This window comes from Salinimicrobium gaetbulicola (genome assembly GCF_042676025.1).
GTDB lineage: Bacteria > Bacteroidota > Bacteroidia > Flavobacteriales > Flavobacteriaceae > Salinimicrobium > Salinimicrobium gaetbulicola.
Map to the genome: position 1 here is coordinate 666,879 of NZ_JBHTJP010000035.1, position 23,176 is coordinate 690,054.

At 41.1% G+C, this 23,176-nt stretch carries 16 protein-coding genes; 6 read left to right on the forward strand and 10 right to left on the reverse strand.

Annotated elements, in window-relative coordinates:
* Positions 1-4: 4 nt before the first annotated feature.
* The 5 genes from ACFQ1G_RS12440 to ACFQ1G_RS12460 all read right to left on the reverse strand — a co-directional run bounded on the left by ACFQ1G_RS12440 (position 5) and on the right by ACFQ1G_RS12460 (position 9,709).
* Entirely contained in the window at positions 5-817 is an 813-nt protein-coding gene (locus ACFQ1G_RS12440; RefSeq protein WP_380740022.1) for a carboxylesterase family protein, read from the reverse strand.
* Positions 818-2,197: a glucoamylase family protein gene (locus ACFQ1G_RS12445; protein ID WP_380740024.1), complete on the reverse strand. Its 1,380-nt coding sequence runs from the start codon at positions 2,195-2,197 to the stop codon at positions 818-820.
* A gap of 80 nt (positions 2,198-2,277) precedes the next feature.
* Entirely contained in the window at positions 2,278-3,714 is a 1,437-nt protein-coding gene (locus tag ACFQ1G_RS12450) for a RagB/SusD family nutrient uptake outer membrane protein (protein WP_380740025.1), read from the reverse strand.
* Positions 3,715-3,756: 42 nt separating this feature from the next.
* Positions 3,757-6,753 (reverse strand): SusC/RagA family TonB-linked outer membrane protein, encoded by a 2,997-nt coding sequence (locus ACFQ1G_RS12455; protein ID WP_380740027.1) that lies wholly within the window; start codon positions 6,751-6,753, stop codon positions 3,757-3,759.
* Between the two features lie 220 nt (positions 6,754-6,973).
* Complete coding sequence (locus ACFQ1G_RS12460) at positions 6,974-9,709, reverse strand: helix-turn-helix and ligand-binding sensor domain-containing protein (RefSeq protein WP_380740029.1); 2,736 nt, start codon at positions 9,707-9,709, stop codon at positions 6,974-6,976.
* A gap of 117 nt (positions 9,710-9,826) precedes the next feature.
* Between ACFQ1G_RS12460 and ACFQ1G_RS12465 the strand changes: the two genes are divergently transcribed.
* From ACFQ1G_RS12465 to ACFQ1G_RS12485, 5 genes are all read left to right on the forward strand, one after another.
* Positions 9,827-11,500 (forward strand): sulfatase family protein, encoded by a 1,674-nt coding sequence (locus tag ACFQ1G_RS12465; protein ID WP_380740031.1) that lies wholly within the window; start codon positions 9,827-9,829, stop codon positions 11,498-11,500.
* A 347-nt stretch (positions 11,501-11,847) separates the two neighbouring features.
* Positions 11,848-13,155, forward strand: coding sequence for an L-lactate MFS transporter (locus ACFQ1G_RS12470; RefSeq protein ID WP_380740033.1), 1,308 nt, complete (start codon positions 11,848-11,850; stop codon positions 13,153-13,155).
* A gap of 255 nt (positions 13,156-13,410) precedes the next feature.
* Positions 13,411-15,648: a formate C-acetyltransferase gene (pflB, locus tag ACFQ1G_RS12475; protein WP_380740035.1), complete on the forward strand. Its 2,238-nt coding sequence runs from the start codon at positions 13,411-13,413 to the stop codon at positions 15,646-15,648.
* Between the two features lie 97 nt (positions 15,649-15,745).
* The gene (gene pflA / locus ACFQ1G_RS12480; protein WP_380740037.1) at positions 15,746-16,534 is read left to right on the forward strand and encodes a pyruvate formate-lyase-activating protein; all 789 of its coding nucleotides are present in this window, start codon (positions 15,746-15,748) and stop codon (positions 16,532-16,534) included.
* A 249-nt stretch (positions 16,535-16,783) separates the two neighbouring features.
* Positions 16,784-18,406, forward strand: a complete 1,623-nt coding sequence (locus ACFQ1G_RS12485; protein ID WP_380740039.1) for an aspartate:alanine exchanger family transporter — start codon at positions 16,784-16,786, stop codon at positions 18,404-18,406.
* 276 nt (positions 18,407-18,682) lie between these two features.
* Here the strand turns inward: ACFQ1G_RS12485 and ACFQ1G_RS12490 are convergent, their stop codons facing one another.
* The 5 genes from ACFQ1G_RS12490 to ACFQ1G_RS12510 all read right to left on the reverse strand — a co-directional run bounded on the left by ACFQ1G_RS12490 (position 18,683) and on the right by ACFQ1G_RS12510 (position 21,763).
* Positions 18,683-19,270: a DUF1989 domain-containing protein gene (locus ACFQ1G_RS12490; protein ID WP_380740041.1), complete on the reverse strand. Its 588-nt coding sequence runs from the start codon at positions 19,268-19,270 to the stop codon at positions 18,683-18,685.
* Positions 19,260-19,874 (reverse strand): FMN-binding negative transcriptional regulator, encoded by a 615-nt coding sequence (locus ACFQ1G_RS12495; protein ID WP_380740043.1) that lies wholly within the window; start codon positions 19,872-19,874, stop codon positions 19,260-19,262. The genes ACFQ1G_RS12490 and ACFQ1G_RS12495 overlap by 11 nt, the downstream gene beginning before the upstream one ends.
* A 3-nt stretch (positions 19,875-19,877) precedes the next feature.
* Entirely contained in the window at positions 19,878-20,555 is a 678-nt protein-coding gene (gene gntA / locus ACFQ1G_RS12500; RefSeq protein WP_380740045.1) for a guanitoxin biosynthesis heme-dependent pre-guanitoxin N-hydroxylase GntA, read from the reverse strand.
* Between the two features lie 93 nt (positions 20,556-20,648).
* Positions 20,649-20,912 carry a SemiSWEET family sugar transporter gene (locus tag ACFQ1G_RS12505; protein ID WP_380740047.1) on the reverse strand — a complete coding sequence of 88 codons (264 nt, stop codon included), beginning with the start codon at positions 20,910-20,912 and terminating at the stop codon, positions 20,649-20,651.
* Positions 20,909-21,763, reverse strand: coding sequence for an SDR family oxidoreductase (locus tag ACFQ1G_RS12510; RefSeq protein WP_380740048.1), 855 nt, complete (start codon positions 21,761-21,763; stop codon positions 20,909-20,911). The genes ACFQ1G_RS12505 and ACFQ1G_RS12510 overlap by 4 nt, the downstream gene beginning before the upstream one ends.
* Before the next feature lie 161 nt (positions 21,764-21,924).
* Here ACFQ1G_RS12510 and ACFQ1G_RS12515 point away from each other — a divergent pair, with 161 nt between their 5' ends.
* Positions 21,925-23,148, forward strand: a complete 1,224-nt coding sequence (locus ACFQ1G_RS12515; RefSeq protein WP_380740050.1) for a BaiN/RdsA family NAD(P)/FAD-dependent oxidoreductase — start codon at positions 21,925-21,927, stop codon at positions 23,146-23,148.
* Positions 23,149-23,176: the final 28 nt, after the last annotated feature.

Genomic DNA, 23,176 nt, shown 5'->3' on the forward strand with positions numbered 1-23,176 from the left:
TTATCTATTCATTTTTTTGATGAGAGAATAACCATGGTAGGAGATACGGTTCAGAAAGAGCCGAATCCCAGCTGTTATGATTGTCATTCGGGTATAGAGACAGTTTAGCGTTACCTCCGTTGGTATTGATCATACGCGCCATCTCCTTTGAAAATTTTGGGGGCACGATATCATCTTTTTCTCCGTGAAAGATCCAGATATTAAAGCCTTCAGGATAATCTTCGGTTATTGCGGGATCTGCCCCGCCACAAATGGCAAAGGCTGCCGCGAACATTTCCGGTTTCCGGTATATAATCTCGTAGGTTCCCATTCCACCCATTGAAAGTCCGCCCACATATATCCTGTTATTGTCCACGTAATCTTCCGCAGTAATAGAATTCAGAAGGGCCATGACCAACTGTAGGGATGTTGTAGGCCCTTCCTCCTTCTTAAAATTAAACTCAAACGGTGTTACCTCACGATTTACTTCGACCCGGGCCCAATAATCTTTTTTTGGTGCCTGTGGAAAAATGACAATTGCGGGAATTTTTTTTCTGATTTCTTCTTTTAAAAAAAGTTGTCCTCCATGGGTTAATTGTGCTTGGTTATCATTGCCGCGTTCTCCGGCTCCATGCAGGAACAGGACCAGAGGATATTTTTCGCTTTTATCAAAGCCTTCTGGGTAGAGGATTCGGTAGTTCAATGTATCCTTGTTCTGAATAAAAGCTTCCTGCTTATATTCCTCCAGGGATTGTGCTCCCACGGAAAAAGGGAGCATTAGAAGCGTATAGACCAGTGCTATAATAAGATACAGAAGCCTCATTTTAAAAGTTTTCATTTATTTATTATTGAATCCCAATTTATCAAGTCCGGTTTTGATTTCAGGGGCGTTCATGAACAGATCCCAAATAAGTCCGGACCTGTAATTTTCGATCATGACCACCATAGGCCCCTGATCAATTGCCAAGTACTGGGGCGCTACCCAGTCTTCCCCTTCCAGGCTAAAGGCATCGTAGAATCCTGCAGGACCCCATAACAGGTCGTTGAGATCTGTATAAAAATACCTCATAGCCCTAAGTGATTTTTCAGGAGTGTATGGAATAGAGCTTATGGCTGCCGTTGGGGAAACCACTCCGCGGTCATCATCGGGTGAGTGTGCTGAATATCCAACTCCGCCATCCTCTTTACGGGTATAGCTTGCAGTAAGTCCCCAGGAATTGGGACCGTAAGTTTCAAAGTTCTTTGGATTTTCCTGGCAATATTCATAATTGATCAGCGAGTGATTTACGTTGAGGTCCCAGTAATTCGCGTATTTATCTGAAAGTCCTTTGGGGTTTAGCCCCAGGTAAGAATAATGCGCCCAGAAAAGGGGACCGCCTTTATCCCCAGGGGTATTGTGTTTTAAGATCAATGGAAGACCGTATGCTTCAACATCGGTAGTGATATTTCCGCTGCGGGCCCAGCCATCGTGATAAGCTGCTGCGTCTATTGCGTGGTCAGGGGAGGAGGCAGCCATCACATAGGTGATAAGGCATTCATTATAACCTTCTATCATAAAATCCATTTCCCACTCATAATCGGGGGACCAGTGCCAGTAGATCCCGTTTTTGTTGTTAGTGTACCAGTTCCATTCGATGCCTTTCCAAAGTTCATCATATTTCTGCGCTACCGCTTTTTCTTCTTCGGAACCGTTCTTCAGATATTCCCTTACAACCAGAAAACCCTGAGCTAAAAATGAAGTTTCTACTATGTCTCCACCATTGTCTTTTCTTCCGAAGGCCTGGGTTTCACCTGTCTCTCCATTGATCCAATGGGGCCATGCGCCATGGAACCTGGTAGTATTATCAAGGAATTCAGCGATCTTGTCAAGTCTTGCCACTGCAGCATCTTGAGGGATAAACCCTCTTTCCATTCCCGCCACTATAGCCATTAACCCGAAACCGCTACCACCTGTGGTGACCACGTGGGCATCATTCTTTGGATAATTCCCATCGGGATGGAAACGTTCGCGGGCCATCCCCGAATTAGGTTCGGCGTAATCCCAGAAGTATTTTAAAGTTTGTTTTTGGACTATATCCAGTAGTTCTTTTTCAGAGATTTGGGTTTTTTCTACAACCTTATTTTCTTCCTTTTCCTGGACCTCGTTGGATTTATCATTACAGGAAGATAATAGCGTCATTATCCCAATCAAACAGAAGATTTTGAAAATTATATTCATTTTAAATTAGTAGAATTATTGAAAAAATATGCTGCAACTATTGGTGCAGCATATTTTTCATTCAATCAACCACATGGTATTTAGTAACCAGGGTTTTGGGTCAGAACATTATTACTTAAAGAGATCTGGTTGGCAGGGATAGGGAAAATTTCATTTACTCCCGGGGTGAATTGTTTGCCAAGAGCCTGAAATACTTCAGCAGCTCTACCTTGTCTTACCAAATCAAAAAAACGATCCCCTTCCTGGGCAAGTTCCACTCTTCTTTCCTGCCAAATTGCATTACGTAACTGTTGCTCGCTTTCAAACTCAAGGTCATCAAGATCGGCTCTGTCTCTTACCTCATTCAGGCTTTCCAGTGCAGCATCGTAATTTCCTAATTCAAGGTTAGCTTCGGCATTGATTAGAAGGATCTCGGCATATCTCAAGATCACTATGTTTGAGTCTGCATTTTCCGCGCAGTTATTCCTCCGGTAATTCTCTGAGGAAATATAGATTTTTTGGTTATATCGAGTTGGATTGGCAGGATTATTTCCAGCTGTGATCAGGTCTCCTTCCGGAGTGGTTTCACCAACAAATAAAATTGTTGCATCTCTTCTTAAGTCATTTTCTTCATAAGCTGCAGCCAGATCTTCTGAAGGAGAATTAAAGCCCCACCCAAATTGATCACGAACTCCCTGAACCTGTCCATATTGTGAGGTAGCTTCGCAATTTCCGTCGGCTGTGGATTGAATAGAAAAGATTATTTCAGAATTAAATTCATTTTGCCAACGGAAAAGTTCGTAGTAATCATCATAAAGGGAATAGCCCATTCCCATTACCTCCTGGGTTAGTTGCAGTACCTGCGACCATTCCTGGCGATACATTAGTACTTTTGCCAAAATCCCTTTAGCAGCCCCTTGTGTAACTCTTCCCAATTGATCCGGGCCGTAGGAAGCTGGTAATACTTGTGATGCCTCCTGAAGATCACGTACAATCAAGACGTAAACTTCCTCCTTAGTATTTCTTGGGAGATTATAAATGCCGTCTTCGGGAAGTCCTTCATAGATAGGAACACCCCCAAAAGTACGAACAAGGTTGAAATAGTGATAGGCTCTGAAAAATTTTGCCTCGGCCAAAAGACGTTCCTTTAAACTTTCGTCCATTTCGATATCGGGAACATTCGTTAACACCTGATTGGCCAAATTGATTCCTCTAAATTGACCGGTCCAGTAATCGTTAAGTACAAAGGCAGATGAATTGAAAGTGAAATTGCTGAAATCATTCAGGAATGCGGCATCTCCGGGATTACTTCCTTTGTCAGAATCATCAGAGGTTATTTGAGTAATCGCTAAATGAGCGAAGGCAGAGGTCAACCAATCTAACTGGTGGTTATATATTGCGTTAACAGCCTGCGTTGCATCTTCTGCCGACACAAAAAATTCTTCTGCCGGAGTTCTGTCTTCTAAAGGAATTTCCAGAAAGTCATCGCTGCAGGAAATGAATGCAAAAATGCTAAATATTAATATTAATTTTTTCATTGGTTTATCTTTTAAAAATGCCTTGTTAGAAAAGCATTCGATTTAGAAATTTATTCTTAAGCCCAGGTTGTACGTTGCAGACAGGGGATATACGTTCCTGTCGATCCCTGCTACTACAATTCCTCCATCATTCACCTCACCATTAACTTCTGGTGAGAATCCGTTATATTCGAATGAAGTAAAAGGGTTTTGGGCATTTACATAGACGGTGAGATCTTGCCAAAGGGCGTTATTTCTTAATATGCTACCTGGAATACTATAACCTAATTGAATATTTCTTATTCTAAAGTAGTCTCCTTCCTCTACATAAAAAGAACTGGGTCTTGAAGAATTTTGATCGGAATTAGGGGCCGGATAATCGTTAACCTGGCTACCAGGAGTCCATCTGTTCTCATAGAAATCTAGATCCCAACTTTCGTTTCCGAATCTGGAATTGCGATTAAAATTGTAAATTTCGTTTCCTGTTACTCCTTGAAAATCCATGCTGAAGTCAATTTGCTTGTATTCAATATTAAATCCAAATCCGTATGTGTAATCAGGGATCGGACTTCCAAGGAAAGTTTTGTCATCTTCGCCAATTTGACCATCCCCATTAAGGTCTGCGAATCTAAAGGCTCCTACCCGAGAACCGAGTTCATCTGCTTCGGCCTGATTTTGTATAACGCCGTCTACTTGGTATCCATAGTAAGCACCAATTTCAGACCCTTTCTCTAAACGCACAATTGGATTTCCAAAAAGGCCTGGTCCTGTATTTAAGAACGAGGAGCCAATAACTTCGGTAATCTCGTTATTAATTGTTGTTACATTACCATACAGGCTGTAGCTAAAATCGTCATTGATATAATTACTCCAGTTAAGAGAAACCTCCACACCTGAATTTCTGAAGCTTCCTGCGTTTGTTAGAAGGTTTGTATTTGTAGCACCTGATGAGGCCAACTGGGAAATGCTGAATACCGCATCCTGGGTTTCCCGGTTATAATAATTAACCTCACCGTTAAGCTTTTGATTGAAAAGTGCGAATTCTACACCCAGATCATATTCTTCAACCATTTCCCAAAATATGCTTGGATCTGAAAATTCACTAATGGAACGGCTAATAGCAGAGCGTTCTCCAAAAAAGTAAATATCAGGGTTGGTTGCGGTAATATCAAACCCGCGTGGTACACTTGCATTTCCAAGCCGTCCCCAACTTCCTTTTAATTTCAAGGTGTTTATGATATCAGAGTTGTTGAGGAAATTCTCGTTGGAAACAATCCATCCTAAACCAACCGACGGAAAGATCTCAGTATTATTTTCTGAAGGGAAACTTGAAGATCCATCACGACGGACGGTCGCATTCATCAAATATTTATTATCCAGTTTGTATTGAATACGAGCGAAAAGAGATTCAAAGCGTGTTTTAGAACCTTCATCTGAAAGTGATTCAGAATCTACATCACCCAAATCCAGGTATAGTACAGCATCGTTACCATTATATTCCACACCATTCGCAGAACCTTCTAATCTATAAAAGGATCTTTCCTCCTGGGAAAAACCTCCCAAAATCGTAATGTCATGTTTTCCGAAAGTTTCATCCCATGTTATTATATTTTCCCATAACCAATTTTCTCTTTCTGCACTACTTCTTGTTAAAGAACTCAAGTCAGATCCCTGGGTTGTACTAATACGATATTCCGGAGTATAACGGAAAGCTTTGGTGTCGGTATTATCACCAGAAAAGCTAATTCTAAATTGTAAACTTTCAATTGGGTTTATTTCGGCATAAACATTTGCCAGAACCCTCTGACCATCAGATTTCCCTCTGAAAAAGTCCAGGGTTCCTCTTGGGTTTGCAAAATCTCCTACTCCTTGCGGAGAGCCATATGATCCATCCTCTTTAAAAGCGTTGAACAATGGTGGAGCTATATAGGCCTGGTAAAATGGTTCATTTGAATCATTACTTCTGGAATCAGTATAGGCAACAGAACCTCCTAACGAGAAATAGTCGTTCAATTCGGTGTCAAGTGAAAGTCGCCCGGTTACCCGGGTGAAATCGTTTCCTGAATTAATATTTTTACCCGCATCTAAAATTCCATCTTCACTGAAATATCCTAAACTCACATAGTAATTGGTTTTTTCAGATGAACCCGCCACAGACAGGTTATGTGAAGTAATCATAGGTGTTTCCTTTAATATTTCATCAAACCAGTCTGTATCTGCTGAATAATCATTTGGGGAAAGGAAATTTGTGGAACCTTCGAAAGCCTGCTTTTCATTATAAAGTTCTATATATTGACCAGTATTAACAAGATCTGGAATATTGGTAACCTGTTTAAATCCGGTATAACCGTCATAACCCACAGAAACACCTTCTCCTCGTTTTCCAGATTTGGTTTCTATAACAATTACTCCGTTTGCAGCTCTTATTCCGTAAATGGCAGCACTTGATGCATCTTTTAGTATGTTAAGGCTTTTGATATCAGCACTGTTTAAGTAGTCGATATTATCTGTCAACACCCCATCTACTACGTAAAGCGGACTGGCGTTACTAACACTACCAACACCGCGGATTTTAATGTTAGGGGAAGCACCGGGTCTTCCGGAGTTGGTGATATTTACCCCGGCTACTTTACCCTGAACAGAACTAATAGGATTTACATTTGGTTGTTTTGTAAGTTCTTCTCCTTCTACAATTGCAATAGAACCAGTAATGTCTTGTTTTTGTTGAGTTCCATAACCCACCACTACCACTTCACTAAGTTCAGCAGCAGATTCTGTTAAGTTTACAGTATATTCATTTTGATTGCCTACATTGATTTCCTGTGCCTCGAAACCTAAAAAAGTAACGCGAAAGACATCACCAACTTCAACTTTTTCTAAGGTGAAGTTCCCGTCAAAATCGGTGATATCAAATATATTCTTGTCTATCACCTTCACTTCTGCCCCCGGCAGAGGCATTCCTTGTGGATCTAATATTTGTCCTGAAATTGTTTTGGTCTGTTGTGCAAAGACAGGATTTAAGATCAGAAATGCGAAAATTAAAAGTAACTTATTTTTCATACGATCAGTTATTTATGAATTCTTACCGAAAGTACAGCCGTTTTCCAGTTCTCCGAAATCGATATAGTACACAACTAATACTTCAGAAGAAATTCTATTTTAAGTGACTCAAAATTAGCGATTTAAAACAGAGATGAAGTAGTTGAAAATGTTAATTTAAGATAATGACGTAGTAATGTTGTAGTGGAAAACTCCCTAATTAAGAGTTTTGAATCTTTATTTAAAAATTCTTGATAAGGTAATTAGACAGATTCTCCTGGCTGTCCAATTCCATTTTTTTTCGTAATCGATACCGGTGAACTTCAACCCCTCTAACCGATTTTCCCATCAAAGGAGCTATCTCCTTGGAGGTCAGATTCATTTTTAAATACGAGCACAGTTTTAGATCCTTACTTGTTAAATGAGGAAAACTTTCAAGAAGGTCTTTAGAGAAGTCTTCATGAACCTCCTTGAAATTCGTTTCAAAAACCTGCCATTCATCTTTATTCTTAATGGCCTGGTTTATTTTGGTCATGATATGTTTCAATCGGTATTGGTTGGAGAATTTATCTTTGTCCTTGTTAAGTTCTCCCTGAATGTCCATTAACACCTCGTTCTTCTTTGCTGCCATCATAGTAGTGTTGGCGAGCTCCTTCCGCTTTATCATTATTTCGTCTTTCAGACGTTTTTTCTCCAGCCTTTCAATCCTTTCGCGGTGTTCCCTTTCCAGCCTCTGCTCTAAAAGATGCTGATGTTTTTTAAGCTTACGTTTATTGATTGTGTAAACCACTACTATTGTTGCCAGGATCAAAAAGGCGTAAACAACTAACATGAGGTTTGAAAGATACCAAGGCGAGTCTACAACAAACTTGAATTTTGTTACCTCAGAATAAGTTCCCTGAGGACCTAAAGCGAAAAGTTTTAACTGATAATCCCCTTGGGATAAATTCTGAAATGTCAGTTTTCCATCAATAATATGGCCTTCAATGTTTTGTTCCCCTGATAATTCATAATGTAATTCCGCCGCATCAGAATCGGGAAGCCCTGCTAAAAAAGTAAGTTGGCGTGCACTATTATAAGGGATTGTAGGGGAATCAGTTAGGTCATATCTTTGTTTTAGATCTATTACTCCTTTAATGACCGGTTGGCTAAGTTGAACTTCAGATCGAGAATCAATAAGCGCATTTAAATCAATTTTCGCGAAGCCATCCTTGAGGGTAAGATAAAATATTGAGTCTTTTGCTTTGATCATTCGTTCGTTCCCTTTGACCGTTCGCATATTCAATTCCTTGAAACTGACCTCTAACTCAGTATCTCTGAAATTGGTGAATTTTATATCATTAGTTAGTCTATCCCTAAACCAATATCCCAGTTCATCTTCAAGTAATAATTCATGATTCCTATAATTCTTAAGGTCCTTGAAAAGTTCAAGGGTGTCCTTGAACTTGTTATACTGATACCAATCCTTATTTTTTAAAATCGCGATTTGTCCATTCAACTTGAATATTTTGAGCCTGTGATTTAGGCCTTTTTGTTCATGGCCTATTTGGTCTTTAAAGCTGATCTCGTCTAGAGAGGAATTAATTCCTAACCTATATATTCCCTCATTTGCGTGTTCAGCCCAGATAACTGAAGGCCCTTCAAAAATGATCTTTTTAACTGGGAAATTAAGTTCTGTGAATTCTCTCATCTCTCCCGAAGGTTCATAAATGCTTATTCCCGTATAATTGCCGATGAGGTAAGTATTGGTGCGATCCTTAACCGGAATGATCTGAAAGCTTCCTGTTCTGTTTTCTATGACTTTGAAGGTATCGTCAACAACTTTATAAGTTCCTGAATTATGATTACTGTAAAGTACATCATCCAGCACTTCAAGGTTCCAGGAGTGTCCCTGAGCACCTTTGATCATTGTAATTCCATTATTGTCTAACCGGTAGACCCCTGTATTGCTGGCGGCATACAGGCTATTTCTGTAAAATGCGAGATCGTATACCGCTCCAAGTTCTCCAGTATGATCAGTGTAAAATTTTATTGGAGAAGCCAGGTCTATCTCATCAATTCCGTTATCAAGGCCTAGCCAGACTTTTCCGTTTCTTTTCGCCATCCCCAATACCGTATTGTTTTGAAGTCCGCTCTCACGGTTAAATATTGAGGTGTTGCCTGTTTCTATATTATGAAGGATCAAACCATTTCTAAGGGTTGCAATTAACAACTCATTCTGGCTGAATTTTGTGAGATGGTTGAATTCAAAATCAGATAGGAGCCTGTTTAATTCATTGCTATGATAAGTTGTAACTGAACTGCCATCAAATTTATACAACTTTTTTGCGGTCCCTATGAACAGATCATCTCCCACGACCTCTAGATCTAAAACTCTTTTCCCGGATAAGATTTCCTGGTTCGGGAGTGTATTGAGGCTTCCGTCGGTTTCTAGGTAGAATAAGCCTTCTTTCCCAACGGCGATCAATAAACGATCGTTAAAAACGATCATTTTGTTGGAAACAATTTCCTTTATGGGTTTAATCTTTCCTTTCTTATACTCGTAAATGGCCCCGAAAGAGCGAAAGTATATTGCATCCTTATAAGTTAAGATCTCCCAAAATTCTTCACTTTGCAGCGTGTATTCCTTTAGTAAAGACATTAGGGATGTATAGTGCATTTCCCCTTTTAAATCACGTGACCAATACCCAAATTCCTGGTAGGATCCCGTATATATTCGCTCGCCATGTGGAAGAACTGATCGAATGATTCCTCCGGTATCTAATTGGAATAATTCCCATGTCAGTCCATCAAAACTTAACAGCCCCTGGTTATTTGCAGCATAAATAATTCCTGAATCATCTATGGCTAGATCCCAATTTTGACTTGCACCATTATATTCAATTGAAGTATGATTTTGTATAGGAGGGATTAGTTCTTGTGCTGAAGCGATACAGCTCATAAATATCAATAAAACAGATATATATGAAGTTCTCATTCGTAGGTAGATTTGAATTGAGCAGTTTTTGATGTGGTAAATTTAGGCGCAAAAGTATTTAATTTTTTCTAGTTTTACCTTGATTTGAATTACACTTTTGGAAGAATGATCTCTAAAATGAATTTCTGCAGAAACCTGCTATTTATTTTTTTATTTCTTGGTCTTGTTTCTTGTGAAGAAGAAAACAGGAAGGGAATTCCCAGTGAGGTTAAGAGGCCTAACATTGTTTTTATTATGAGCGATGATCACGCCACCCAGGCTATTAGCGCATATGGTCATCCGGTAAGCCAGCTGGCGCCAACCCCTAATATTGACAGAATTGCAAAAAATGGCGCCAGGTTTAATAATAACTTTTGTACCAATTCTATATGTGGACCAAGCCGTGCGGTGATCCTAACAGGAAAGCACAGCCATATAAACGGATTTAGAATGAATGGGGAGGTTTTTGATGGATCTCAACCAACCTTACCTAAGTTTCTTCAAAAAGCGGGATACCAAACTGCTCTCTTCGGAAAGTGGCATCTTCATGGTCAACCGGAAGGATTTGACGAATGGGAAGTTCTCGTTGACCAGGGGAATTATTATAATCCGGATTTCATGACCGAAAATGACACCGTTAGGCTTGAAGGTTATACCACAGATATTATTACAGAAATGGGGCTATCCTGGCTTAAGGAAAATGCTAAAAAGGACAAACCTTTCCTTTTAATGGTTCAGCATAAAGCTCCACACCGAAACTGGATGCCGGCCCCCCGACATTTAACTTTATATGATTCTGTCGTCTTTCCCCTTCCTGAAACATACTTCTCTAAACATGAAGGTCAGGTTGCTGCTCAGCAACAGTTGCAAACCATCTATGAAGATATGTATGAAGGTCATGATCTGAAATTGAGTGTTGAAAAGGGAAGTGATTCTTTGAGACACAACCCCTGGAGATCTGATTTTGAAAGAATGACTCCGGAGCAACGTAAAACCTGGAATGACGCTTATCGTCCTAAAAACGATGCTTTTCACGAAGCTAATTATACAGGATGGGATCTCGCGGAATGGAAGGGGCAGAGATATCTTCGTGACTACCTTGCTACAGTAGCTTCGGTAGATGAGGGAGTAGGAAAGATATTGGATTATCTCGAGGAACAGGGTCTGGACGAGAACACTATAATTGTATATACCACAGATCAGGGATTTTATCTGGGTGAAAAAGGCTTTTTTGACAAGCGCTTCATGTATGAGGAGTCTCTGGCTATGCCTTTGTTGGTTCAATACCCGAAGGAAATTCCGGCAGGAACAACGATCGATGCCCTGACCCAAAACTTAGATTTCGCTCCAACCTTTTTAGATTACGCAGGGGCAGAAATTCCTAAAGCCATGCAAGGAAAATCCCTCAGACCGGTTTTAAATAGATCCGCGAAGGATGAGGATTTCAGAAATGCGGTTTACTATCATTATTATGATTTCCCGGCGTTTCATATGGTGAAAAGACATTATGGAATTCGCACGAACAGGTATAAATTGATACATTTTTATGATGATATCGATGAATGGGAATTGTACGATCTTAAAAAAGATCCTTCAGAACAAAACAACCTCTATGAGTCTAAAGATTATGCAGGTATTCAAAAGCAACTTCATCAAAGCCTGGATTCGCTGCAAAAGGTCTATAGGGTGACAGAAAAGGAATTCGCTCAAACCCCTCCTGAAAAAGTTAACAGGGCCTATAAAAATTTTGCGAACCTGGCCGGAGAAGACCCCAAGGATTACCCTGACTTTAAATATGAATCTAAGGATTAATAATTTTCGATTACCCTACACTTTTAAGAGCTCTTTCTTCGGAAAGGGCTTTTATATTTTTTTGATAAACCTAAAGCGGGGAGTTAATTATCTCTTTTTGCCTGTCCAAATGAACCAGGACCATTAGGTTCCTGCTTCTCCCTATAGTTTCCTTTACTATTTAAATAGAAGGTACAGGATGAAGAAAAAGGAAGCTGATTTAGGTATTCATTTCCGGAGGGAAAAAGATTTTAAATCAGATCAGGCTTTAAAAAAAAGAGTTTTTTATCGTTTTTTTACCATCAGGTGATTCCTGTCATTTTTTCAACTTCATCACTATTCTACCTTGGCTGCCTCAATTGATATAGATGATGAAAACAAGTGAAAAATTAAAAAACAGGTGGCTTATTGCGGCTTCGGCAGTAGGTATACACATTTCGATCGGGTCGGTATACGCGTGGAGCGTATATACCAAACCCCTTATACAAAAATTCGGTTGGGAACTGGCCGACACTCAATTTACATTTAGTCTCGCAATTTTCTTTTTAGGTATTTCCGCGGCATTTCTGGGGCATTACCTGGAGAAAAAAGGGCCTAGAAGATCAGGTTTGCTTGCCGCGCTTTTCTTCGGAATAGGGATCGCCGGCTCGGGCGTTGCGATTTACTTTGAATCCATTTATCTCCTTTATTTGTTCTACGGAATTTTTGGAGGGATAGGACTCGGTTTAGGGTATATCACCCCGGTATCGACCCTGGTAAAATGGTTCCCCGATAAACGCGGATTGGCAACCGGTCTTGCCATTATGGGCTTTGGATTCGCAGCGCTCATTAGCAGTCCTGTGATCGTATATCTTATTGATGCCGTTGGAATCGGGAATACTTTCTTTATTATGGGAAGTATCTACTTTGTTTTGATTTTGGTGTCATCACTTTACCTGGCTCCTCCGCCAAAAGACTGGGTACCTGAAGGATTCAATGTCGGATCAGACTCCGGAAAAAAAGGTGTGAAAACAGATCTTTCTCAGCTTACCGCCAACCAGGCGGTCAAGACCAAACGTTTCTGGTACCTATGGTTAATGCTTTTTATAAATATTTCCTGCGGAATTGCTATTATCTCGGTGGCTTCCCCCATGGCCCAGGAGTATGCAGGGATGAGCGTGGTCGCAGCTGCCACCATGGTAGGTATAATGGGACTCTTTAATGGTGCAGGACGTATTGGCTGGGCAACCTTTTCAGATATTATAGGCAGACCCATGATGTATACGCTCTTTTTCGCAATCCAGATCGTTGCGTTCTTCTTGTTGCCTACAGCCGGAAACGCATTCATCTTTCAGGCGCTCATATTTTTGATCCTCTCTTGTTATGGTGGTGGTTTTGCAACTATTCCTGCATATATAGGAGATGTTTTTGGAACCAAAGAACTGGGTGCTATCCACGGTTATATACTAACGGCCTGGGCGGCTGCAGGTATGGCCGGGCCATTATTTGCCGCATGGGCACGTTCCATATCAGATAATTATAATGTCACCTTATACTTTTTCGCAGGCTTGTTGTTAATAGCTCTTGTGATTTCCTTGCTCATACGTCAGGATATCAAAAAGTTACGAAGAGCAGGTTTAAAAGAACAGGAATTTACTCCTGAAACGGCGCCTGTTATGGAGGCCGTAGAAAGTTAGATTTTAGGTTAATAGTTAATTGTTGAGAGATCCCGGAAAGTCATTTTCCGGGATTTCTTTTTTTATTTTATTACTACAACGATTTCGAAATCAATTACTTATTAACTAAAACGTTTGAAGCTGTTTTCGCCCTGAGAAACTGATTTAGATCATGTCTTTCCCCCGTTTTCGGTCAGAAATTCGTACCAGAAAATACAGAGAAATGGAAACTATTATGATCAATTTCCCACTCTGAAAAATTTAAATTCTACTATTATGATTAATCTTTCTGAAGGTGTACTGGAATTCCGGGATGGAATTTGGAACAAAAAGATCGAAGTAAGAGATTTTGTGGTGAATAATGTGACTCCATACTATGGAGATGCCTCATTCCTGAAAGGAGCCACTGAGCGTACTAATGAGCTTTGGCAGCTATGCCTGCTGGCTATGAAGGAGGAACGCCAGAATAACGGTTGTCGCGCAATTGATACTGAAGTGATCTCAAGTATTACCAGCCATGGACCAGGATATATTAAGAAAGATCTTGAAGTAATAGTTGGATTACAAACTGATGAACTCCTGAAAAGAGCCATGAAGCCGTTTGGTGGAATTCGTGTTGTTGAAGGTGCTGTTGCTGAAAAAGGTCAGCAGGTAGCTCAGCGTGTTAAAGATGTCTTTGATTATACCAAAGACCATAATAACGCCGTGTTTGCTGCATATGATCAGGAGATAAGGGATTACCGCTCCAAGGGGATCCTTACCGGCTTGCCAGATAATTATGCCCGCGGAAGGGTGATTGGAGATTACCGCCGCCTAGCGCTGTATGGTATAGACCGGCTAATAGAAGCTAAAAAAGCCGATAAGGCAGCTGTTGAAGGGGCGATGACCGACCACAACATACGGCTTCGGGAGGAGATCAATGACCAGATCCTGGCCCTGAAGGAGATCAAAAAATTGGGGAATTTTTACGGACTCGATCTTGCAAGGCCGGCTGAAAATGCGCGCGAAGCCGTACAGTGGGTATACATGGCATATCTTGCAGCTGTAAAAGAACAAGATGGAGCCGCGATGTCTTTAGGGAATGTTTCTTCCTTCCTGGATATCTACCTGGAGCGTGATCTTTCTACCGGATTTATTACTGAATCCGAAGCTCAGGAAATGATCGACCAGTTTGTCATGAAACTTAGGATGGTTCGTCACCTTAGACCTGGAGCTTATGATGACATTTTTGGTGGAGATCCAACCTGGGTGACCGAAGCAATAGGAGGTCAATTTGAAGATGGCCGCACCAAAGTGACAAAGACATCATTCAGGTTTTTACAAACTCTATACAACCTTGGGCCTTCACCAGAACCTAACCTAACCGTACTTTGGTCAAAAGACCTTCCGGAAGGTTTCAAGAATTTCTGCTCACAGGTTTCTATTGATACTTCTTCCATCCAGTATGAGAATGATGACTTAATGAGGGAAGTGAGGGGATCTGATGACTACGGAATCGCCTGCTGTGTTTCATACCAGGAATTAGGTAAAAGAATCCAGTTTTTTGGTGCCCGCGTAAACCTTCCGAAGACACTTTTGATGTCTCTTAATGAAGGAAGGGAAGAGAATTCAGGAAAGAGACTATTAAAAGGAATTCCTGCTCTTGACTCTGAGATCTTAGATTATGATGAAGTGATGGCAAGCTTCAAAAAGTCCATGAAAGAAGTTGCCCGGGTGTACTCCAAGACCATGAATATCATTCACTTCATGCATGACAAGTACTACTATGAAAAAGCGCAAATGGCGTTTATAGATTCAGATCCCGGAGTAGATATGGCATACGGGATTGCTGGTATATCAATCATTGCCGATTCCCTATCAGCTATAAAATATGGGAAGGTAAAACCAATCAGAAACGAACAGGGCATTACGGTCGACTTCGAAGTAGAAGGAGAATATCCAATGTTTGGAAATGACGATGACCGTGTAGATGCTATTGCAAGGGAAGTGACCCGCTATTTCTCACAGGAACTTGCGAAACACAGATGTTATAAAGATGCAGTTTCAACCCTGTCATTATTAACGATCACTTCAAATGTGATGTATGGTAAAAAGACAGGTGCCACACCAGACGGAAGAAAAGCCGGCGAGGCTTTTGCGCCGGGGGCAAACCCTATGCATGGTCGTGATGCTCATGGAGCCATCGCTTCGCTTAACTCTGTTGCTAAACTTGATTATAGAGATGCTCAGGATGGAATTTCCAATACCTTCTCAATAGTACCAAAATCTTTGGGTAGCAGTGCAGAGGTGCAAACAGAAAACCTGGTAGGATTACTGGACGCCTATTTTATGCTAAAAGGGCATCATCTTAATGTAAATGTCCTAAACAGGGAAACATTGATGGATGCGTATCAACATCCGGAGAACTATCCCCAATTAACCATAAGGGTTTCGGGTTATGCGGTGAATTTTATCCGCTTATCTAAAGCACACCAATTGGAAGTTATTGCAAGAACCTTCCACGAAAGAATGTAGGATTTGTTTATGTTGTTGGAAAAGTATCAGGAGATTTAAATCTGTAGTAGCTCCATAGTCTTTCTCCTGATACTTTAATTTTTTAAACCCCGATAGAATGATAAAGGACGGTCTTCTTATAGCTCAAAATGTAGAAAAACTGAACCTGGAAAATTCAGAGCAACTTCGAATTCATTCTATTGAATCATTCGGTACACATGATGGCCCGGGTATAAGGATGGTTGTATTTGTACAGGGTTGCCAATTCCGATGCCTGTATTGCGCTAATCCAGATACGATGAATATCAAAGGTGGGTCTTTAATGGATATCGAAGATATTGTGGCCAGAGCAATTAAACAGAAACCTTACTTCGGAAAAAAAGGAGGGGTGACCGTTTCTGGTGGTGAACCATTACTTCAGAGAAGTATCCTCAAAAAGCTTTTTCTAAGATTACATGAGGAAGGAATCCATACTACCCTTGATTCTAATGGAAGATTGATCGACAAGGAGGCGAAAGAACTGCTCGATCACACTGATCTTTTGATGCTCGATGTAAAACATTTTCAAAACGACTGGCATAAAAAATTGACCGGGCTTTCGAATACCAATACGTTCAAAGTAGCCCAACATAGAGAAGCTACAGGGAAACCAATGTGGTTGCGCTATGTACTGGTTCCCGGATGGTCAGATCAGGAAGAATATCTTCATCAAATGGGGGAATATTTCAAAGACTTTAAGACTATCGAAAAGATAGAGGTGCTCCCGTATCATCAATTAGGAGTTCATAAGTGGGAAGCCCTGGGAATGGAATATAAACTTAAGGATGTAAAACCACCAAGCGCTGAAATATTAGAAAGAACTGCCGCCATTTTTCGGAATTACTTTAGGGACGTACGAGTGAATTAGTGTGACTTAATCTATTGTAAACCATTAAATGATAAACAGATCGATTCAAGGTGATTGACAGGGACAGAGAATTTATAATACACATTGGCAGAGACTAATAAAAATTACCATATGAATGGGAGGTTTTTTCGTAAGAGCCGTCTGAATATTCTATCAAATAAGTGATCTTTGCCGACTAAAATATTTAGGTGCTGATCCTTATTTCAAAGGTTTTTCAACCATTCAGAATATTAAAATTAAATCTTCAAAATGTCTTCACTCCTCGACTTTCTAAGTATTGACTATGTGGCTCTTTTCATAATTATTGGAATAGGGATAATATTGGGAAAGGTCTCCTTTAAGGGGCTTTCTCTTGACTCTTCGGCTGTAATTTTTGTGGCCATGTTTTATGGTTATATTATGTTTTCCCAGGGAGTGGAATTCTCATTACCCTCGATAATTCAGCAAACAGGTTTATTGCTTTTTATATTTACGATAGGAATGCAGGCGGGGCCCACATTTTTTGAGGTATATAAATCTCAAGGGACGAAACTAATCAGTTTGGCTTTTTTAACTGTTGTGATAGGAGCTATCACAACATTTACTTTAGCAATTTTCTTTAATGTAGACCATAAAATTGCGGTAGGACTATTTTCTGGAGCGCTAACGAGTACACCTGGTCTTGCAGCTGCTATTGAGGCTACAGGTTCATCTCTGGCTTCTATTGGTTATGGGATCGCATATCCTTTTGGTGTTATTGGTGTAATACTTTTTGTAAAGCTTGCTCCAAAGATATTTTCTGCAAATTTTGCTAAAGAAGAACAAAAGTATATTGAAGAAACTCAAGTGCAAATTCCCGAAGTTAGCCACAAAAACTTCATTGTGACCAATGAGAATGCAGATGGAAAAACCATTGGGGAATTACACATTAGAATGATGACCAAAGCGAATATTTCAAGGGTTATGAGAGCTAATGAGACCTCTATCCCTCCTGCAGCTGATCTAATTCTTCGCAAGGGAGATCTGGTAAGGGCCGTAGGGACAAATGAAGCCCTTGAAAAAGTAGAGTTGCTGTTGGGGCATCCTACTGATATTGATATCCCTGAGAGTGGTATGTTCGAACTTAAGTGGTATGTGATTTCCAAACGAAATGTGGTAAACAGAACTTTGGGAGAGTTAAATCTAAGAGAGAATTATAGGGCTACCGTTACAAGGATTCGAAGGGCAGGAATAGATCTACCTGCACGCCCTTCGGTTAAATTAAGGTTTGGTGACCGTCTTTTCATATCGTCGACCAGGGGAAATGTGAAAGGCCTAAGCTTACTTTTTGGTGATAGCATGAAAGAAGTTCAGACCACCAGCTTTTTACCCGTGGCACTCGGTATTGTAATTGGGTTGATCCTGGGAGCGGTTGAAATACCCTTTACTGGAGGAACTACTTTTTCATTGGGAATTACCGGGGGTGTTTTGTTAGCCGCGTTGATCTTGAGTAGAATCGGAAAAACAGGTCCTATTCTTTGGAACCTGCCGGGTACCGGAAATCACATTCTCCGGCAATTCGGTCTTTTACTTTTTTTAACTCCCGTAGGCTTAGCCGCCGGTAGTCATTTGGGACCCACTATTAAGGAGTATGGTTTTAGCCTCTTTGGGATAGGTGCAGTTATTACACTGGTTCCAATGATCATTGTTGTTTTGATAGCAAGAGTGTTTCTTAAGATAAATTTTTTATCGGTATTGGGAGCGTTGACCGGTGGTATGACCAGTACGCCGGGACTTAGTGCGGTTGACTCCATGACCAGTAGCGCAGGCCCACAGGTTGCTTACGCAACTGTTTATCCTTTTGCCCTGGTGGCTATAATTGTTTTCACACAAATACTTAGTTACATTTTGTGAAAAATCAGAAATATTTCTGTTTTAACGCCACGTCTTTTATCGATTAAATCATGCTTTACATGGAGTGAAAAATCGAATCATTTTAATGATATGTTAATCTTATTGTAAGAAGAAATCCGTTTTTTACTTTAGTGAAAGAATTTGAATCTTTTATGAGTCTAAAACCCAGTAAAATTACCCTTTTCGCTATCGGAGTTTTTGGAATAGCGGTTTTCTTATACTTGAATCTCCTTTTTTCTAATTTGTGACCTGAACGGAACTTTTCCTGCAATTTAATCAGGACCTTTTTTCAATAGTGTAATGTATCGGTTTAAAGCTTCCGTTATTGCTGTCCTCTGCCGAACATGCCGTCAAAGCCACAATAAGATCCATTTGCGCTTCGAACAGTACATGATCCCCCGCTTTTGAAAGAGGCGGATCCACACTCAATTTTCCTTTTTCATCAAATTGTACGTTCATGAAGATATTGAATGCGGTGGGGACATCATCCGGTTCAATACCAAAAGGCGCTAAACTCGTGTATAGATTCTCGAAACAGCTGGGATGATAATCTGGATTGTTGTACATGATCTTAAAGGTCTCAGGGCTGCAGGGCGCCAGCAGGAAATCATTTCGGCCATTGGTGTCTTCCACGATCTTCATCATTTTCTTGCTTCGGTTGCTCCACAGATAATTTCCTTTACTGATAAGTATACTTTCTTCGAAATCAAGGGTCTTTCCCGAAGAGATCTTTTCCCGTGTATCTTCCGCATTGAACAGTACCATATCGCTCACCTGTTCCCCTTCCGGATCTATCACTTTTAGCAGCTCTCCTTTTTTTAATTTAAAAGCGGTTCCTGATTGTTTTTCTATTTTATTGATCATGTTCTTTTTTTATATTTTGTCCCAATTCTTGATCCATTCCAATTCCTGTGCGCTCCAGGTTTGTGATAACAGAATGAATATCTTCTTTTTGAAATCCCTGGTGCAGTTTCGCGATCGCCTGGACCTTTTTCGGTTCACACCAAAATCCGGTAATAAGAGGTAGGTGTTCCTCGATCATTTTCTTCGGAATGTCCTTATAATACAAGGGATTTTTCTGAGAAGTTTCAAAATGTCTCACCAGGTTTTCCAGCGAAGCTTCCAACTCCCCATCATTCTGAAGGCTGATCTCAACATTGACATGAACTGCCGAGTAATCCCAGGTACTGATATCCTTTTCCTTATACCACGAAGAAGATACATATCCATGGGCACCATGAAAGATCAAAAGAGCTTCAGCCCCGTCTTTCAAATACCGGATCTGGTCATTGGAATGGGCGATGTGCCCATACAGCCTGAATTTTTCGGGAGTCCCTTCCGCTAGGGTAGGGATATGGGTAGCCAACAGGTCTTTCCCTTTCAGCACGAACGTGGCAAATGGATGCCGATTAATGAATTCAAAAATATATTCGGGATCTTTTTTCTGGTACTTCTTCGGTTGAAACATTCCTTATTTTTTATGGTGAAGAAAAGGACATTTCCATTCTTCTCCAACTTTTCGTCCGCTGTATTGACGGGCCTCCGATTTTTCTCCGAAGTCTTCCAGCATGGGATTAATATCACCCTGTAACTCAATGTCCCGTTCCCTGATCTTGTCTCTCACGGTTTGATAAGTTCCCATTTCCCTTAATTTTTCGAACTGCCAGTGCAAATTGAAAGCGATCGCGGGATAGGGGCTTTGCCTTGCTTTCCGAGAACTGTTAGGGTGTAAACCTACCATGTAAAAGGCGCGTCCGCCCAGGCTGAAACTGAAGTTATTGCTGTCAGGATCGGGGCTTACGTTCTTATCCCACTGGGAGTCGTCAACTTCGTGCAAATATTGCAGCTGTTGCCAAAGGGTATCTTCATATTCTTCTTCGGTATATTCCTTCCTGTCTTTAAATACTGCCAGAAAACTGAAAAATTCGTTAGAATCAAAATCGTAATTGGCAATATATTCCTTCAGGTCCTTTAAAATATTTTTCGCGGTTTCACGAGTTCCAAAATTCCCGTATTCGTGGTAATCTACCTGATCCATGCTAAATACCGTCTGCGCCATCACACAGGGATGATCTTTTTCCAACACGAATTGATCGAAGTCCTGTTTTGAATTTGTGGTCTTTATTTTTTCTCGAGAATATGTGGACATAATAAATAGTATTTGCTTAAAAATAAGGGGTGGGTCCCCTAAGGTCAAGGAGTTTAAGACTCCCTTAATTGAAATTTATGTAAGATTAACAGGTCATTCTTTATACCTGATGATGAGGTACAGCATGAATAAATTCAGAGCCAGGGCCGTACCGTTAGTGGCAATGATAGGAATGTCGTCTATAATGATCCCATAGGTGAGCCATAGCCCGAGCCCCGTTATGAGCACCAGGTACATACGGATAGAAACGTCATCAACTTCCTTTGTTTTCCAGGCTTTCCATATTTGAGGTGTTACCGCCGCGGTAGTAAATACGCCTGCTGCCAATCCAAGGATTTCGGTGCCGGTTAAAATCATCCGCCTATTATTTCCCCACCATTGACATGAATGACCTGCCCGGTTATATAACTACTGTCCTCTGAGGCAAGGAAAACATATGCAGGCCCTACTTCACTAGGCTGTCCGGGGCGTCCCAGCGGCACCTTTTTCCCGAATTCTGCAACCTGCTCTTCATCGAAAGTTGCTGGGATCAGCGGGGTCCAAATAGGTCCGGGAGCTACCGCGTTCACCCTGATTTTTCGATCGGCCAGCATTTTAGAAAGGGATCGGGTAAAGGAAGTAATGGCACCTTTAGTACTGGAATAATCCAGTAAATGTTTACTTCCCCTGTAGGCCGTGACAGAAGTGGTGTTAATAATGGTATCGCCTTCCTGCATGTGGTTCAGGGCTTCATTTACCGTGAAGAAATATGGGAAAATATTGGTCCCGAAAGTTTCTTTCATCTGTTCAGGTGAAACTTCTTCAGGTTCTTCCTGTGGGAATTGTATGGCCGCATTGTTCACAAGGATGTTGAGTTTGCCAAATTTCTGAACGGTCTTCTGAATGGCCTCTACACAGAATTCTTCCTCCTTCAGGTCTCCTTCAATGATCAGGCACTCAGAGCCTGCTGCCTCGACCATTTTTTTGGTGTCCAGCGCATCTTTGTCTTCAGACAGGTAGACGATCGCGACCCGGGCTCCTTCTTTTGCGAAGTGAACGGCAATACTTCGGCCTATACCACTGTCTCCGCCGGTGATCAACGCGACCTTATCTTTCAATTTTTCACATCCTTTATAACTCTTTTTAATGATCTCAGGCTCCGGCTGCATTTTAAATTCTTTTCCGGGTTGGCTTTGCTGTTGCTTCGGAAAATCTTTTATCTCTTTCATGGCTCAACTTTTTTCAAAATTTAAAGTTATAGAAGAGGACGCGTCTGAAAATGCTGTTTAAGAGTAATTTAGCCTCGTGTTTACAAAAGATTAAGTAGATGAACACCTAAATGGTCGATAGGAAATTAAATACCTTTGCAGCTTAACTTAAAATTTGCCTTTTGGAGGACCAAAAAATCATTGATCAGGATATTATTATTGTTGGGGGAGGAGCCGCCGGATTTTTTACGGCTATCAATGCCGCGGAAATGGATCCCAATGCCAGGATCACTATCCTCGAAAGAGGCAAAGAGGTGCTGACCAAAGTAAGGATCTCGGGCGGCGGAAGGTGTAACGTTACCCACGCCGAATTTCTTCCGAAGGAGTTGACCCGAAATTATCCGAGGGGTGAGAAAGAACTTAGAGGTCCCTTTCATTCATTTATGACGGGTGATACCATCGAGTGGTTCGAAAGTCGGGGGGTGCCGCTAAAGATCGAGGAGGACGGGAGAATGTTCCCGGAATCTGATTCTTCTGAAAGTATCATAAATCTTTTTTTACAGGAAACCCGCAGGTTGGGCATCCAGGTTTTGACCAAAAGAGCGGTCCAGGATATTGAGCAAAAGGATGGAAGCTGGGAGATTATAACGTCTCAGGAAAAGTTCACGTCGAAAAAACTGCTGGTGGCCACAGGAAGCAATCCGAAAGTGTGGAATCTTCTTGAAAAACTGGGGCACAGTGTGGTTCCGGGGGTTCCATCGCTTTTCACTTTTAATATCACCGACAAACGAATTAAAGACCTGCCCGGGATTGCCACTTTTGCGACCGTAAAACTTCGGAAGGATAAACTCGAGACTGAAGGCCCGCTGCTTATCACTCACTGGGGCATGAGCGGCCCTGCCATCCTGAAACTTTCGGCCTGGGGTGCACGGGAATTGAGCACCAAAAAGAATTTTGAGATCGAAGTGAACTGGGTTCCGGGGAATACTTCCGATGATATCCTGGAAAAATTGAAAGAACTGAAGCATGAAAATGCCCGTCAGCATCCCATGAAGTATGCGCAGTTCAACCTTCCGAAGCGATTATGGCAAAGCCTGGTCGCTGCCGCGAATATTTCCGAAGGGGACAAATGGGCAGATCTTAACAAGAAACAGCTGGAAGACCTGAGTGAACAATTGACCCGCGGAATTTTCCAGGTGCATGGAAAAAGCACTTTTAAAGAAGAGTTCGTGACGGCAGGGGGAGTGGAGCTAAAAGAGGTAAATTTCAAGACCTTTGAAAGTAAGGTGTGTAAAAACCTGTATTTGGCAGGGGAAGTGCTGAATATTGATGCCATTACCGGCGGATTTAATTTTCAAAATGCCTGGACCGGTGGATATCTCGCCGCCAAAGCTATGACCCATTAAAAAGTAACATTTATCTTTGCTGAAATTT

What these genes read in the sequence shown, in the direction of transcription:
- ACFQ1G_RS12440 (WP_380740022.1), bottom strand. Translation starts at nt 817, where the DNA reads ATGAAAACTTTTAAAATGAGGCTTCTGTATCTTATTATAGCACTGGTC.
- ACFQ1G_RS12445 (WP_380740024.1), bottom strand. Translation starts at nt 2,197, where the DNA reads ATGAATATAATTTTCAAAATCTTCTGTTTGATTGGGATAATGACGCTA.
- ACFQ1G_RS12450 (WP_380740025.1), bottom strand. Translation starts at nt 3,714, where the DNA reads ATGAAAAAATTAATATTAATATTTAGCATTTTTGCATTCATTTCCTGC.
- ACFQ1G_RS12455 (WP_380740027.1), bottom strand. Translation starts at nt 6,753, where the DNA reads ATGAAAAATAAGTTACTTTTAATTTTCGCATTTCTGATCTTAAATCCT.
- ACFQ1G_RS12460 (WP_380740029.1), bottom strand. Translation starts at nt 9,709, where the DNA reads ATGAGAACTTCATATATATCTGTTTTATTGATATTTATGAGCTGTATC.
- ACFQ1G_RS12465 (WP_380740031.1), top strand. Translation starts at nt 9,827, where the DNA reads ATGAATTTCTGCAGAAACCTGCTATTTATTTTTTTATTTCTTGGTCTT.
- ACFQ1G_RS12470 (WP_380740033.1), top strand. Translation starts at nt 11,848, where the DNA reads ATGATGAAAACAAGTGAAAAATTAAAAAACAGGTGGCTTATTGCGGCT.
- pflB (WP_380740035.1), top strand. Translation starts at nt 13,411, where the DNA reads ATGATTAATCTTTCTGAAGGTGTACTGGAATTCCGGGATGGAATTTGG.
- pflA (WP_380740037.1), top strand. Translation starts at nt 15,746, where the DNA reads ATGATAAAGGACGGTCTTCTTATAGCTCAAAATGTAGAAAAACTGAAC.
- ACFQ1G_RS12485 (WP_380740039.1), top strand. Translation starts at nt 16,784, where the DNA reads ATGTCTTCACTCCTCGACTTTCTAAGTATTGACTATGTGGCTCTTTTC.
- ACFQ1G_RS12490 (WP_380740041.1), bottom strand. Translation starts at nt 19,270, where the DNA reads ATGATCAATAAAATAGAAAAACAATCAGGAACCGCTTTTAAATTAAAA.
- ACFQ1G_RS12495 (WP_380740043.1), bottom strand. Translation starts at nt 19,874, where the DNA reads ATGTTTCAACCGAAGAAGTACCAGAAAAAAGATCCCGAATATATTTTT.
- gntA (WP_380740045.1), bottom strand. Translation starts at nt 20,555, where the DNA reads ATGTCCACATATTCTCGAGAAAAAATAAAGACCACAAATTCAAAACAG.
- ACFQ1G_RS12505 (WP_380740047.1), bottom strand. Translation starts at nt 20,912, where the DNA reads ATGATTTTAACCGGCACCGAAATCCTTGGATTGGCAGCAGGCGTATTT.
- ACFQ1G_RS12510 (WP_380740048.1), bottom strand. Translation starts at nt 21,763, where the DNA reads ATGAAAGAGATAAAAGATTTTCCGAAGCAACAGCAAAGCCAACCCGGA.